Below are 14,203 nucleotides of genomic sequence, written 5' to 3'. Positions count from 1 at the left end.
GTCGCCGCTATCAGCGCCGGTTCACGAACCGGCGCTTCTTGTCTTTGATAGGGTCTGCCTGGGTTCGTCCGCCGATGTCTCGTCTGTTGTTCTCGATTGCCGCCGTCCTCGCGCTCACGAATGCTGTATCCGCGAGTGAGGAAGAGCCGACGCAGGAGACCTGTGACGCTGCGGTGGCCGAGGCGCGCGCGGAGGCAGCCGCGCTCCCGGCCGATGACGTGTCGCGCTATTTCGCCGAGCGGGACATCCAGCAGGCGCTGGTCGAAGCCGGCAATGGCGAGTTCGATGATTGTGTCGAGAAAGCCGAGCGGGCTGTATGGGAGGCACGCGAGCGGCCTCACAGCCTGAAGCCGGGTGAGCGGCTCGACATTCTTGGCGCGCATGAGGTGCCGCCACGCTGATCGAAAGATCCGCGGAGCGCGCCGTCATCGCTCTGTCATGCAAGTCAGCACATTGTCGGATTGTGACGACGCGTGCAGGGCATTGAGGCATGGACCAGATCGAGGCGCTTTTTCCGATTCCGTTGTTGCGTTCGCCGGGACTGCTCAGTCCCGAGCTGAAAGACGCCGCCGTGGCGGCGATCCGGAATTCGAAGATCGAGAGCAATCTGCGCTCTGGCCAATTGTTTCATACCGAGGTGGCCGATCCCCGCGCCAACAATCTGTTCCAGACCATCGCCGAGCTGGCGGTGCCGAAGTTGGTCGATTTCGGTGAGCTGCTGTTCGGCGAGAAGCTGCGCTGGACCGTCAAGGAGATGTGGACGAACATGCTGGAGACCGGCGGCAATCAGACCTTGCACGCGCCATGCCAACAGCTTCATCTCCGGGATCTTCTATCTGACGCCCTCGCATCCCGGCAGCCGCACCGTGTTTGTGCGGCCGCCTGGCGGCAGCGACTTCTCCTTCCGCCATCATACGCGCAGCGCGGCGGTCGGACCGTTCAATGCCGGCAAATATGTGCTGCCCGAGGCGGAGCCGGGCGATCTCGTGCTGTTTCCGAGCTACCTCTATCATGAGGTACCGCGCAATCAGGGCGACCAGCGCATCACGATCGCCTTCAATGCGATCCCGGATCATCTGGATTGTTGGGGCTACCGCGTCAGCTTCGACTCTTGACGCGAGAGCGTGATCCTTGCGGAAGAGCGGGTTTCCACTCATACGAATTGTGCTGTTTTCATCCGCCGAATTCCTGCGACAGCAGATCGCGCGCCTCGCCGCGTGACGGCGCCGCCGCGTCGATGGCGCGGAGCAGGCGTTCCGCGCCATGCCGGTCCGATGCGAGCAGCGCTTTGGCCATGCTCATCAGAGGCGCATAGGCCGGCTCGAACTCGGCGCTGAGGCGGATCGCATCGAGGAGGCCTGGCGCCGCCGCTGCGATTAATGCCGCGCCGCGCGGGTCGCCGGTGAGCGCCGCGCCAGCCTGCAGGAAGCGATTGCGCGCCTGCCAATAGGCGTTCAGGCGCTGGTCCCAGGCGGGGCGATCCGCCTGCGGCATCAGTCCGGCCGCATCGGTCGTCGTCTGGCCGATGACCGTCAACAGCAACTGCCAGGGCGGGGCCGAGAGCGCTCGGACATTGCTCCGGGCGTCGAAGGTGACGAACGGGAAATCGTCGGTGTTGCGCGGCCCCGGACCGGCAAAGCGCGCCAGGGCGCTAGCGCCGGCGACATATTGCCCGAGCAGGTCGATGGGCCGGTCGAAGCCGAGCGGCTGAAGGACAGGGCGGAGTTCCGGCTGCGAAAACCGGGCGGCAAGCCGGCCGGGATCGAGCGTCTGCGGGACGCTTGATCCGATCAGCGCGAGCATCGGCGTGCGGACGCTGTAATGGTTCAGCCAGGCTGAGCCGTCCGGGAAGATGGCAAGGAAGCTCCTGATGATGGCCCGCAGCGAGGGCGCATCGAGCTGGTAGAGCGGCAGCCATTGGCAGAACACGCCATCGGCGGCTAGCCGCTGCTTGACCGCGTCGAAATGCTCCGTCGTATACAGCGCCCCGCTGCCGTCCAGCGCCGGATGAAACAGGTCGGCGACGATCACGTCGTAGCGTCCGCCATCCGCGACGATGAAGCGGCGCGCATCGGCCACGGTGATCGGCGGCATCGGCTGCTTGGTCGCGCCGTCGTCGAACCATGGCAGCAACGCGACGACCTCGGAGGACAATTCGACCGCGCGCACGTCGAGGCCCGGCAGCTGTGCGCCGCCGAGCACGGTCGCTCCGGTGCCGACCCCCAGGAACAGCGCGGTGCGCGGCGCCCGATGCAGCAGCAGCGGCAGCATGGCCTGGCGATAATCGGACCGGACGGAGCTGGTGCCGCCCATCCGGAAGTGTCCGTTCACCTCCAGATAGCGCGCGCCGGAGGCGTCATCGACGACGCTCGCGGTGGCCATTGGACCCTCGCGCAGCGCCAACAGCTTGCCGCCGTGGGGCACCTTCACCGGGCTGGGCGCGGGCCACGCCAGCAACAGCGCACCAAGCAGGGCTGGCCCGGCAGCCCAGCGCAAGGTGGCGCGGTTCGGCTGCAGCAGCAGCAGATATCCCGTCGCCGCGAGCACAAGCGCCCTCCAGGTGCCGAGCGTTGGAATCAGCAGCTGGGCTGCGAGCAGCGGGGCGATCGCGGCGCCGAGGCTGTTGATGCCGACCGCCCAGCCGACCGAGCCGCTGATGTCGCGGACCTCCTGCATGAGCTGGCCGAACAGCGCGCCCATTGCCATCGCCGGCAGCAGAAACAGCAGCAGGGCGAGGCTGAGTTCGCCGGCGATGCCATGGTCCGCCACGCGATCCGCAAGGTCGGAGAGAGAGAGAGCCAGCAGCGCCGTGCCCAGCCCGACGACGGCGGTGCCGGCGAGCAGCGCGGTCTTGCCGGATCTCATCCTCGGCCCGGCACGCTGCCAGATCAGGCCGCCGGCGGCGGTCCCCAACAGATAGGCCGACAACAGGCAGGCGAAGCTGTAGACGGTGTCCTGCATCGTCTGCGCCGCGAGGCGCACGACCAGCACCTCGATGCCGATGCCGAGCAGACCGGTGGCGAACAAGGTGACCGTGAGCCTGAGGCCGATCCCGGCATGTGCGCGAGGGGTATCTGCGCGTGGCTCGATCGCCAGCCGCCGGCCCAGATACAGCGCGGCCAGCGCGCAGGCCGCGTTCACTGCGGCGAGGCACAGCAACGTCGTGGCGAAGCCGAGCGTCGGGATCAGCACGAAGGTGGACAGCAGCGTGCCGGCGACAGCCCCGGCGGTGTTGGCGCCGTAGACGCCGGCGCTGACAGGACCGCCGTCCTGTGCCGCGGACATCATGCGCTCCAGCGCCGTCAGCGTGCCGCCCATCGCCACCGTGGCCGGCAGCAGCACCAGGGTCGGCAGCAGGAAGCTGGCGCTCCATAGCAGGACCGGTGAGGGAGCGGTGCCCAGCAGCGGCGCCAAGGCCTGCGCGCTGGCCGGGAGCAGCCAGATCGCGCAGACGCCCCATAGGCCGATGATGGTTTCGAGAACGGCATAGACCTGGTGCGGCTTCGCGGCGCGCCGAATATGGCCGTCCAGCACGAACGCCCCGAGTGCCAGGCCGGCGAAGAAGCCGGCGATCGCGCCCAGCACCGCCATCATCTCGGTTCCCAAAGCGAGACTGAGCTGGCGCGTCCAGACGATCTCGTAGCCGAGCCCGGCAAGTCCGGAGGCCGCGATCAGGACCGGCATCGCCCGGCGCGACGCCGGCTGGCTTGCCGTGGCCGATGTCAGCGCGGCAATGCGGGTGTCGTCGGGAGTCCCGACGACATCGGTCCCGGTGGCGGCGGCAGGGTGTGTGTCGGGCAAGGGCAGGTCCGGGGATGGCGGGAGGCATGTTCGACGGCGGCTCGCCGTTGCGAGCTCGCCACCTCTTTGTTGGGCTTTCATGACAGTGGATTGACAGTCGCGCGGACGCGCCGCCGTTCGCTCAGTGCCCGCTGGCCGCCGCGATGTGCGGCGAAGCTGTCACACCGGCGTGGCCAGGCTGGGCACTGGGCTCGCAGGATCGGCCACGAACCGGCCGAAGCGGACGGCGAGCGTCGGCAGCACCAGCAGGTTCAGCGCCATCGAGGTCAGCAGCCCGCCGAGGATGACGATCGCCATTGGCCCCTCGATCTCACGGCCCGGCTCACCGGCACCGAGCGCCAGCGGCAGCAGGCCGAGGCCCGTCACCAGCGAGGTCATCAGGATCGGAACGAGCCGGTCGGCCGCCCCCTGGATGGCCAGATCCAGGTTCCAGCTGCGGCGTTCGACCGCGACCAGGTGCTCGTAGTGCGAAATCATCAGGATCGAGTTGCGCAGCGCGATGCCAAACAGCGTCACGAAGCCGACCATCGATCCGAGCGATAGCACGCCGCCGGTCAGCGCGACCGCGACCACGCCGCCGACGAAAGCGAACGGAAGATTGATCAGCACCAAGGCGAGATTGCGCCAATGCTTGGTGACCAGCGCGAGCAGCAGCACGATGCCGAGCGTCGCCAGCGAAGCGTTGACGACGAGATCGCGGCGCGATTTCGCCTGGGCCTCGGCGGCTCCGGTGAATTCGACATGGGCGCCAGGCGGCAGCTTGACCTCCTTGGCGATCTTCCTCTTGGCGGCGGCCACGAAGGATTCGAGATCCCGCTCGGCCACGTTCGCGGTCACCGTCTGGACGCGCTGGCCGTTGCGATGGAGCACGACATAGCGCCCGGACGTGCCGTAGACGTCGGCGATTTGCTTCAGGAGCACATATGCGCCGCTCGACGTGCGGATCGGCATGTCCCCGATCTGTGTCGGGCGTGCGCTCGCATCCGGATCGAGCTTGACGATCACGTTGAAGACGACGTTGCCTTCATAGGCTTGGCCGACCACGTCGCCTTGATAGGCAGTGCGGATCAGCTCCAGGACTTCGACGGCGTCGAGGCCCCAGGATTGCAGGTCGGTCGGGCGCAGCGTGACGTTGACCTGAGGCATGCCCGGAGGCGATTGCTGCTGGATGTCGATGGCGCCCCAGACCTCGCCGAGCTCGCGCGCAATGTCGCGCGCCGCAGTCTCCAGGTCGTCGAGATCTGGGCCGAACACGTTGATGACCACGGCAGCGTTGAAGCCGGACAGCGTCTCCTCGATGCGTTCCGTGAGATAGGTCTTGATCGACAGGTTGATGCCGGCAAAGTTGGCGAGGGCGGCGCGGATGCGCCGTTCGGCGAGTTCCTGCGCGTCGCCGGACAGGCCCGGCTGAAAGTCGACCTCGATCTCGCTGGAATGGGTGCCGGCCGTATCGATGCCGGCCTCGGCGCGGCCGGCATGCTGGGCCACGCTGCGTACCTCGGGCACCGCGCGCAAGGCTTCTGCGATCATCGTCCCGAGCCGCAATGATTCATCGAGCGACGTGCCGGGCAGCATCGACACGTGCAGGATCAGATGGCCTTCCTTCAGATCGGGCAGGAAGGTGCCGCCGAACCAGGGCACCAGGCCGGCGCCTCCCAGCGTGATCAGGAGGGCGGTCGCCATCACCAGCTTGGGAAAGCGGCCGAGCCGCCGCAACAGGCGCTCATAGTAATGGCGCGACCAGCGCGCCAGCGGCGGCTCGCGTGGCGCGCCGCGTGGCTTGTGGCCGGCCAGCAGCACCATGGCCAGAGCCGGCGTCACCGTCAGGGCAACGATGAGGGAGGCCAGCACGGCGAGGATATAGGCGATGCCGAGCGGCCCGAACAACCGGCCGGCAAGCCCGGGCAGCGCGAGGATGGGGACGAAGACCAGCAGCACGGCGAAGGTCGCATACGCAACGGCGCTGCGAACCTCGAGCATGGCGTCGTAGACGACGCGCGCCGCAGCGCGCGGCGACGGCAGCGCGCGGTTCTCGCGCAGCCGTCGCACCACGTTCTCGACGCCGATCACCGCATCGTCGACCACCTCGCCGATCGCGATCGCCAGGCCGCCCAGGGTCATCGTATCGAGGCTCTGCCCCATCCATTGCAGCGCCAGGACCGCCGAGAACAGCGACAGCGGAATGGCGGTGCAACTGATCACCGAGGTGCGCCAGTCGGAGAGAAACAGGAACAGGACGATGATCACCAGCGCGCCGCCGATCAGCAGCGCGAACAAAACGTTCTGAATGGCCGAATCGATGAAGGTCGCCGGACGAAACAGGTCGGCGTGCAGCTGGACCTTCTCGCCTTCGAGCGTCGGGCGCAGCTCCTGCAGCGCAGCCTCGACCCGCGCGGCGACGTTGCGGGTGTTGGCGCCATATTGCTGGCTGATCATCATCATGATGCCAGGCTTGCCGTTGATGAGCGCCCCGCCGATCGGCGGCTCAGGAGCGCTCACCACCGTTGCGACGTCGCCGAGCACGACGCTGGCGCCGCTTTGGTGCAGCAGCACCGTTCGCGCGAGTTGCTCCGGTGTCAGCGATTGTCCCTGGGTCTGCAGGATCACACGCTGGTTGGCCGTGTCGACGAAGCCGGCGCCGCGGACGCCGGTTGCCTTGCGCGCGGCGGCCACCACATCGTTCATGCCGATGCCGAAGCGGACCAGGTCGTCCGCGCGCACCTGCACCTGCAGCGATCGGACGTCCCGGCCATAGGTCGTCACCTGGGCCACGCCGGCGACGGCGAGCAGGCGACGGCTGACGGTCCAGTCGGCGATCGTGCGCAGATCCATCAGCGATCGCTGCTCCGACGTCAGTCCGATGACGAGGACGGTGCCGGCGGCCGGAACGAGCGGGGTCATCGAGGGCGCTCGCACGCCCTGCGGCAGGCCGTTGACGATGGCGGCCAGGCGCTCCGCCACCAACTGGCGGGCCCTGAACACGTCGGTGCCGGGCTGGAAGATGACCGAGAGAACCGAGAGCCCCTGGATCGACGAGGAGCGCATGGTCTCGACGCCGGCCAAGCCGTTGATCGAGGTTTCGATCGGCTGGGTGACGAGCACCTCGACCTGTTCCGGGCTGAGGCCTGGGGCTTCCGTCTGGATCGAGACCTGCGGTGGGGCGAATTCCGGGAAGACGCCATATTTGGCATCGCCGAGTGAGAACAGTCCGTAGCCCAGGATCGTGCAGGCAAGCGCCAGCACGATGCCACGAAAGCGGATCGCGAACGCGATCAACGCGGCCTGCGGGCCCGCGGCCGCACGCACACCATCAATCATCGTCGCCGCCGCCGCGAAGCTCGCTCTTGGCCTCTTCCGACAACAGCACCTGCGCGCCGCGCAGAACGATCTCGGAGCCCGGCGGAATGTCCTGCACGACATAATCGTCGTCGGAGACGGGCTGGTCGGTTCGGATCGGATGCCGCTTGAACGTCTCGGGACCGGCCCGGAGATAGACCCAGGCGCGGCCCTGCCATTGCACGATCGCGGTATCCTCGACAAAGACGCCGTCGAATGACTTGCCGGACGGCACGTAGGCCGTGGTGTTCATCCCCGGCAGCAATCCGCTGTCGCCTGCGGCCACGAAGAAATAGCTCACACCCTGGATGCGGGCGTCCGTTCGCGGCGCAGGCGACAGGTAAAGAAGATCGGTATTGGCGGTCCGCCCCGGCGTCTGGGCGAGCGCGGTGCGCGGCGGCACGGCCAGCGACACGCCAGGTGGCAGCGTGACCTGGATCAGCAACTGCTCGCGTTCGATCAGCTGCACGACCTGCGGCGAGCGCTCAACGATGCCCTTTCCGATCACCGGGCCCCATTCCTGCCGTGCGGTCGCCATCAACGTCTTCACTTGCGATTCCGCGGCGGCGAGCGCGGCCCGATCGGTACGAAACGTCCCTTCAGCCGCTTCCGCGTCCTTCTTCGGCATCGCTGCCGACTGCACCAGGTCGCGGGCGCGCTCGAAGGCGAGCCTTGCGACCTCGAGCTTCGCCTGCGCGGTCTGCAGTTGCGCCTGGGCATTCGCGTAGCTGTTGGTGAGGTCGGTCAGGCGAGCGACGTCCAGCACCGCGCCATAGGCACGAAATTGCTCGGGATGGGATTCCGCCGCGAGCACGGCGGTCTGCAGGCCGACCTGCTTCTGTTGCGCTGCGGAAAGCTTGACAGTCGCCGGCTCGCGCCCTTCCGGCTGGGCCAGCACCGGCTCAGTCGAACAGGCCATTATCAGTGTCAGAAGCGTTGCACCACACGCGGCGGCCGTCTTCACCCGTTGCCAAGACATGTAGTTGCAGTCCCACCGATCGGGGAACGTCGCGTGACGTTGCTGTGACGGCCTCAACAGCTACTTCAGCTGAGCATGGGTTTCAAGCTGGGCCATTGCAACCGGTCTTCCGCGACGCGTTTGCTGGGCGAATGCTGCACCGCGCGCGGAGGCGCCGCTATCTCGGTCAAAAGACAAAGCTTCGTCGCGCGCAGGGCGCGTGCGCGCGACGAAAAAACCTTGCCGCAGTCGTCCTGACATTCACATCCTGTCAAACTCAACGCCGCGCGTGCCGCAGAACAGCTGTCGGCATGGCTGAAACCCGGCGCCCAGCGCGCGCTTTTACGGCAATGATGCGCTTGCCCCTGCGTCAGAACGCTTCTGCTGTGCCGTTAGAAGTATTCTTAGATGTCTTCTAGCAAATACGTGTGCGAGTGACTCGCATCACCGCGGCGTCGCTGTCCATTTGAGAAAAACCAAGTGTAGGGCGGCCGTTACGGGAGATTTCCATCATGGAAAGACCCGGGATTTTTGCCCGACTCCCGGCCGGGGGCAAGAATCGTCACATTCCTCTACCTGTCGCGTCATTGATGTGACCTCACTTCGCCATACGCCTCCGCAACGAGTCGGGAGTTCCATCGACGTTGCTGCGAGGAAAGCTTGCCCAGACTGTATCCGCTGTTTGATCGCTCAGAGCGCCGTCATCACGGCCCGGGCCGTCCGTGCTGGTCAGCCTCTTGCCGACCTCAGGCCAGTCATATGGCCCAGTCCAGGGAGGGGTTAGCGCGATGAGCCATCCGGTCCATGTGCGGCCTAACGAAAATCATCCGAACGATCGGGCCGCGCCGGTCGGCAGCGCCGAACTCGGCCGGCGGTTGCTCGGCGCGATCACCGCGAGTGGCATGTCGATCGCGGAGTCCGAGTCCTCATCGGTGGGATCCGATGGGCCGGACGCGTCCAGCGCCGTGCCGGCCGGTGAGCCGTTGAGGGACGTGCTTGGGTGTCTGACCGACATCATCCGGTCTGCCGGCGCGCCGATCGAGCGCCAGGACCAGCAATGGACAGGGGAGCCCGGTATCACCCTGGACCAGCGGGAGCTGGAAAGCCTGCCGGGCGTCGTGCTCAACACCTTCGACGTCGATGGCCCGGTGTGGCTGGCTATCGAAGCTCTTGTTGCGACCGATCCGCCGCCGATCGACTCCGATCTGGAGGCCTGGCTCGAACCGTCGTCCGATCCGGATCGGCGGCCACAGCTGCGTGAGAGCATTGTCGTCACCGTGGGCGAGATCGAGAAGAACCGTCTCACCTTCGCCCGCCACGCGCGGCCTGAGGACTTTTCGCCATCACCGTCTCAGGACGCGTCTGCCGCGGCCTGGACTGGACGACTGCGCCTGGACCAGCGGCCGGATCTCTTGCAGCGGATCGAGCGCTATGTCGCGGGGCCATGGACGTCCTGGGCCGATACGGAGCGCGCACGGCGCCGCACCATGGCCATCCACCAGCGGCTGCGCGAGCTTGCTGCCGCGACAGAGGCCGATCCGACCAAGGAAGTCGTGTGGGGGATGGCTCAGGCGTCGTGGCGCCACGCCGGGCGGGACTTCGAGATGCCGCTGTTCGAGCGTCCGGTCGAGATCGAGATCATCGCACGGCCAGATCCTGAGGTGAGGATCCGGCCGCGTTTCGTCGGCACGTCCGTGACCCTCAAAGCCCTCGACGCCTTGGCGCCGGACGCCGCGCTCGTCTTGCGCGACAGGCCTGAGAGCCTGGTCGAGATGCTCGAGCAGCATGACGAGCTGTCGCCATTCACTCCGATCGGCGTCGAGCAGGTACTGAGTGCAGCGGGCGCGCAGCGCGGTCAGTTGTCGGCCCGAAGCCTCACCGGCTTGGATGACGCGGATTCGAGTGAGGGCGTCGACGCCGCGATCGCGCCGGGGCGCTGGGCGATGTCGGTGCGGAGGCGGCCGGAAAGCCGCGCATTGCGCGACATCGAATGTCTGAAGAACGCGATCGAGCACGCGCCGCAAAGCGAGTGCTGCCTGACCGCAGCGGTGAGCGCGCTGCTGCCGCAGGCGACCAATCTGGGCCGGGCCAGCGCGCGCCGCCATCTGTCCAGCATCGTCGGCGCCCCGATCAATATCGGGCCGACGACCAAGCCGGTCCTGATCGACCTTGGTGATCTGTTCTTCCCGCGACCCGCCTCGTGCGAGGAGGTCGAGGTGGTTCGCGAGCTGTCGCGTTCGGACGGCGTGGTCATCCAGGCGAGCGGGCGCGAGGAGCGCATTCAGGCGCTCGTCAACATCGTCAGCCATCATCTCGCGCTCGGCTCGCGCGTTCTTGTCGTGTCTCGCGACGAGACCGCGCTGACGCTCCTGCATCAGAAGCTGCCGCCTGGCATTCGTGAGCTTTCCGTCAGCTCTACCGGCTCCGACAAGGACGTGCTTAGAAATGCGGAAGTCCTGGCCGACCGGCTGCAGTCGATCGTCGATACGACGAATCTGACCGAACTCGCCGGCCAGATCAGCCGGCTGGAACGCGACATCATCTCCAAGCGCACGCAGACCGCGTCGCTTGATGGCGAGATCGCGGACGTCATCGGCCGCCATCTTCGTCTCGCCCGCGGCCCGTCCGAGCTGCCGCTGGATCTGATCAGAGGTCTGACGACGGACCAGGCCATCCCGTCCTGGTTGACCGACCGCCCGTCTTGTCTGCTCTCCGTCACGGACCCGCTGGTCGTCGCCGTCGAACAGGCGCGCGCGGCGCGGCTGCGGCTTGCCGAGCGGCTCAAGCATATCGATGACGAGCTGCCCGAGATCGCCGCGCTGCCCGACGTCGCGTCGATCCTGCGGCTGCACGATGATTTGCGGCAGCAGGCGACGCTGTCGTCCAATGAGGGGCGCGACGAGGATCTTGCGCTCGACGCGATCGCGGCGTTCGGGCTGGACGCGACCAACCGGCTGGCGGTCGACCTCGATGCGCTGGTCGCGGCTCATCGCGTGATTGCCGACGAGCCCTGGCTTGCCCGGCTGTCGCCGCTCGGTCCCAAGGCCAGTGATATGGCCGGCAGCGTCGATGAGGTCGTTGGCTGGGCGCGGGATGCCTCCTTTCAGCTGTCGCGGGGCGCCGAATTCTCCAGGCGGCAGGTGCAGGTTCCGGTCGAGGCGTTCGCGCGGAAGGACGCCCTTCGTGTGGTCGAGCGCCTGGCCGCCGGCGACAAAGCCCTCACTCCGCTTGTGCGCGTGCGCCGGGCGTTGAGGGCTGCGATCGATGCCATCACCGTGGACGGGCGGCCGCCATCGACACCAGCAGACTGGCAATATGTCGGGCGCTTCCTGCTCTGGCGGCGCGATCTGCAGACGCTGCGGGCGCGATGGACGGCGATTGCGGTCAAGCTCGGCGCTCCCGCCATCGAGCTGGAAGCCGCGCGGGCGTTCGACGATCTCGAGCGGATCGTCAGGAATATCGATGCCGCGATCGTGACGGCGACGTTGGCCATCCGCAATGTTGTCGATGCCTGCCGCAAAATGTCGGTGCCGGACAGCGAGGCCACCGCGATGCTGGCGGATGTCGGGCGGCCGACAGCGCTTGGCGCCGCGATCCGGAGCGTCATGGCGCGGGTCTCCGGTCCCCTCGTCGAACTGGCGCGCGTGGGCGAGCTGTTTGCCGGGGCAGGAGAGCTGGCAACGACCGTTCAGGCCGACGTTCTCTCGCTGATCGGCGATGCCGAGGTGGAGGCGCACGACATCGAGACACGCTGGCGTGGCTTGATCGCGACGATCGAGGCCATCGCGCAGGCCGGCGACGATTATCGCATCGTCAGGACCGCCAGCCGGCTGGTGCTCGAAGCCGGTGCGCCGCACTTTGCCGACCGGATCAGGAAAGAGCCGGCAGCCACCGCCGCGGACCCCGTGCTGCTGCCGGATTGGGTGGCTGCCTGGAACATGGCCGCGCTGGCGCGGATCGACCGAGCCGACGAGCGTCGGCTGTTGCAAGACCTCGTCGCTCAGCGCCTGCGGCTCGAAAGCCGATCGCTGGCCTTGTTCGAGGCGGTGATCAGCGCCCGAGCCACCCTCGGCATCGCGCAGAACGCCAGCGCTGCCGTCAGGCAGTCGCTCAAGCGTTTCAGGGAGACGATGCGCACCATGGTCTCGGCCTGCTCTGGCCCTGCCGCGCGCCGCCTGCGCCTCACCGCGCGCAGATCGTTGGAAGGCTGGTTCGAGGAAATCCCGTGCCATGTCATGCCCGCCTGGCGCGTCGCCGAGCTGCTTCCGGCGCGGATCGGGACGTTCGATCTCGTGATCATCGATCATGCCTCGCGCTCGGACCTGCGCGAGCTGACGGCAATGCTGCGCGCCCGCAAGGTGGTGGTGAGCGACGAGCGGCGCGACAGCCGGCTCGATGGCGACCTGGAGTCAAGGATGGGCGCCGAGGATCCGAGGGCTGCGCGAGGCGGCATGCCCGTCGCACTTCGTCGCCTGCTGCTGCCCGACGCCTCGTTGCGCGATCTGGCCGAGATCCTGTTCCCGGAGCGCGTGATCAACCTGCGCGCTCCGTCGCGCGCGATCGAGGCCAGCCCGGTGGCTCCGCAGCCTCCGGCCAAAATGGTGGCGCCGATCGCGCGGCCGAGTGCCCCAGCCAAGCCCGTCGCGACACTCGACATCTCGGCGAAACGACGCGCGGCCCAGCCGGTCGCTGCCCCGCATACGCTCGAGGAGGAGATCGCCACGGTCGCCAAATATCTCTCGCTGGCCCGCCGGTCCGGTGCAGAGCTTCCGGCCGGAGCCAGGACGCGCATCGGGGCTCCGGTCCCGCACATCCGCGCCGAGCGGGGCGCCGATGACAGATCGTTCGACGCGACATTCGCCAAGGAGCCTGTTGCCAAGGAGTCTGCCGACGCTGCTCGCAAGCCGTCCCCGGATGTCCGCATCTTCCGTCGCCGTTCGGCCGCAGCGGTGCCAGTGGAGCCGGCGAGCCCTGCCGCATCCGAACCGTCCGTTGTCGTTGCGACTGATCCGCCGGTGCCGCCCGCGCCCGAACAGCTGCCGGTGACATCGCCGCCGCGTGACGAACCCGCGCTGGTTGCCGCCGCTGCGGACCCTGAGCCGTCCGGGGGCGACACGCAGCCGAATGCGGCACCGCCGGCTCCAGTCGCGCAGGAAGCGGTGGGATCGACCGTCGACACGCCCGTCAGCACGGAAGCCGCGGAGCAGCCGCAGCAGCATGCAGCATCCTCCGAGTCCAGGATTCACCGCTCTCTGGTCGAGATGGCGTTCCAGGCAACCGAGAGCGCGACAGCGCCGCGCCGGCGCCTGCCGCGGCGACGCATGATGGCCATTGCCGCGGTCGGCCTGCTGGCCCTCCTTGGCGCAGCGCTGTCCTGGGAGCGGGCCGCCGACTATCTCAAGGCGCCCTCGACCGTGGCGGCGATCGACCCGGCGCCGCCTGTGGAGGCGCCGCCCCGCACCGCCGAGGCCGAGCAGGCTGCGCCGGATGCAAAGCCTGCAGCGGCCAATGAAGAGCGCGTGACGGTCGGACAGAGCGCCGCGGTCGCGGCTCCGGTCACCGCCCAGGCGTATCTCTATCACGAGGATCCGCAGGATCCGAAAGGCAAGCGCTTCGCCGGCAAGGTGACCTGGTCGCTCGAGCAGGGCAAGGGACCCCGCGTGAACGCCGCGCCCGTGCTCAGAGGCGAGATCGAGATCGAGAACGGCATGAAGGCGACGCTGTCGCTGCGGCGGAATGACGATCAGGAACTGCCGGCGAGCCATGTCCTGGACCTGAGCTTCGCCTGGCCGGACCAGACCATCGGACTGAGCAGCCTGAGGGGTATCGGTTTGAAGGGCGCGGAGGCGGAGCGCGGAACGGCGCTGGTCACCCAGACCGCGAGAGTCACGCCACGGGTGTTCATGGTCGCATTGTCGGCCAATGAGGTTGATGCCAAGCGCAACGTGCTGCTTCTGAAGGGCAAGCAATGGTTCGACATCCCGATCGTGTACGAGGGCGGCAACCGGGCGCTGTTGTCGATCGAGAAGGGACCCGACGGCGACCGCGTGTTCAACGACGCATTCGCCAATTGGGGCCAGTAGACGGACCAGCAGCGTGGCGAGGACA

Annotated in this window: 5 protein-coding genes and 1 pseudogene; 3 read left to right on the top strand and 3 right to left on the bottom strand. The window is 67.6% G+C overall.

Going from position 1 to position 14,203, the window contains the following annotated elements; translation table 11 throughout:
• Positions 1-74 precede the first annotated feature (74 nt).
• Positions 75-401 (top strand): hypothetical protein, encoded by a 327-nt coding sequence (locus tag ACVIJ6_RS05035; RefSeq protein WP_456771750.1) that lies wholly within the window; start codon positions 75-77, stop codon positions 399-401.
• An 89-nt stretch (positions 402-490) separates the two neighbouring features.
• Positions 491-1,115: pseudogene (locus ACVIJ6_RS05030) on the top strand (2OG-Fe(II) oxygenase family protein).
• A 58-nt stretch (positions 1,116-1,173) separates the two neighbouring features.
• Here the strand turns inward: ACVIJ6_RS05030 and ACVIJ6_RS05025 are convergent.
• The 3 genes from ACVIJ6_RS05025 to ACVIJ6_RS05015 all read right to left on the bottom strand — a co-directional run bounded on the left by ACVIJ6_RS05025 (position 1,174) and on the right by ACVIJ6_RS05015 (position 8,056).
• The gene (locus tag ACVIJ6_RS05025) at positions 1,174-3,684 is read right to left on the bottom strand and encodes a spermidine synthase (protein ID WP_456776904.1); all 2,511 of its coding nucleotides are present in this window, start codon (positions 3,682-3,684) and stop codon (positions 1,174-1,176) included.
• Between the two features lie 276 nt (positions 3,685-3,960).
• Positions 3,961-7,119: an efflux RND transporter permease subunit gene (locus ACVIJ6_RS05020; RefSeq protein WP_456771749.1), complete on the bottom strand. Its 3,159-nt coding sequence runs from the start codon at positions 7,117-7,119 to the stop codon at positions 3,961-3,963.
• Positions 7,112-8,056, bottom strand: a complete 945-nt coding sequence (locus tag ACVIJ6_RS05015) for an efflux RND transporter periplasmic adaptor subunit (RefSeq protein ID WP_456771748.1) — start codon at positions 8,054-8,056, stop codon at positions 7,112-7,114. Before ACVIJ6_RS05015 ends, ACVIJ6_RS05020 begins: the two co-directional genes overlap by 8 nt.
• Positions 8,057-8,883: 827 nt before the next feature.
• Between ACVIJ6_RS05015 and ACVIJ6_RS05010 the strand changes: the two genes are divergently transcribed.
• Positions 8,884-14,178 carry an AAA family ATPase gene (locus tag ACVIJ6_RS05010; protein WP_456771747.1) on the top strand — a complete coding sequence of 1,765 codons (5,295 nt, stop codon included), beginning with the start codon at positions 8,884-8,886 and terminating at the stop codon, positions 14,176-14,178.
• Positions 14,179-14,203 lie beyond the last annotated feature (25 nt).

It is taken from the genome of Bradyrhizobium sp. USDA 4369, assembly GCF_054056435.1.
The sequence above is the reverse complement of the archived record's forward strand: the minus strand, read 5'-3'. Positions and strand labels throughout refer to the sequence as shown.

What these genes read in the sequence shown, in the direction of transcription:
- ACVIJ6_RS05015 (WP_456771748.1), bottom strand. Translation starts at nt 8,056, where the DNA reads ATGGCCTGTTCGACTGAGCCGGTGCTGGCCCAGCCGGAAGGGCGCGAG.
- ACVIJ6_RS05020 (WP_456771749.1), bottom strand. Translation starts at nt 7,119, where the DNA reads ATGATTGATGGTGTGCGTGCGGCCGCGGGCCCGCAGGCCGCGTTGATC.
- ACVIJ6_RS05035 (WP_456771750.1), top strand. Translation starts at nt 75, where the DNA reads ATGTCTCGTCTGTTGTTCTCGATTGCCGCCGTCCTCGCGCTCACGAAT.
- ACVIJ6_RS05010 (WP_456771747.1), top strand. Translation starts at nt 8,884, where the DNA reads ATGAGCCATCCGGTCCATGTGCGGCCTAACGAAAATCATCCGAACGAT.
- ACVIJ6_RS05025 (WP_456776904.1), bottom strand. Translation starts at nt 3,684, where the DNA reads ATGCCGGTCCTGATCGCGGCCTCCGGACTTGCCGGGCTCGGCTACGAG.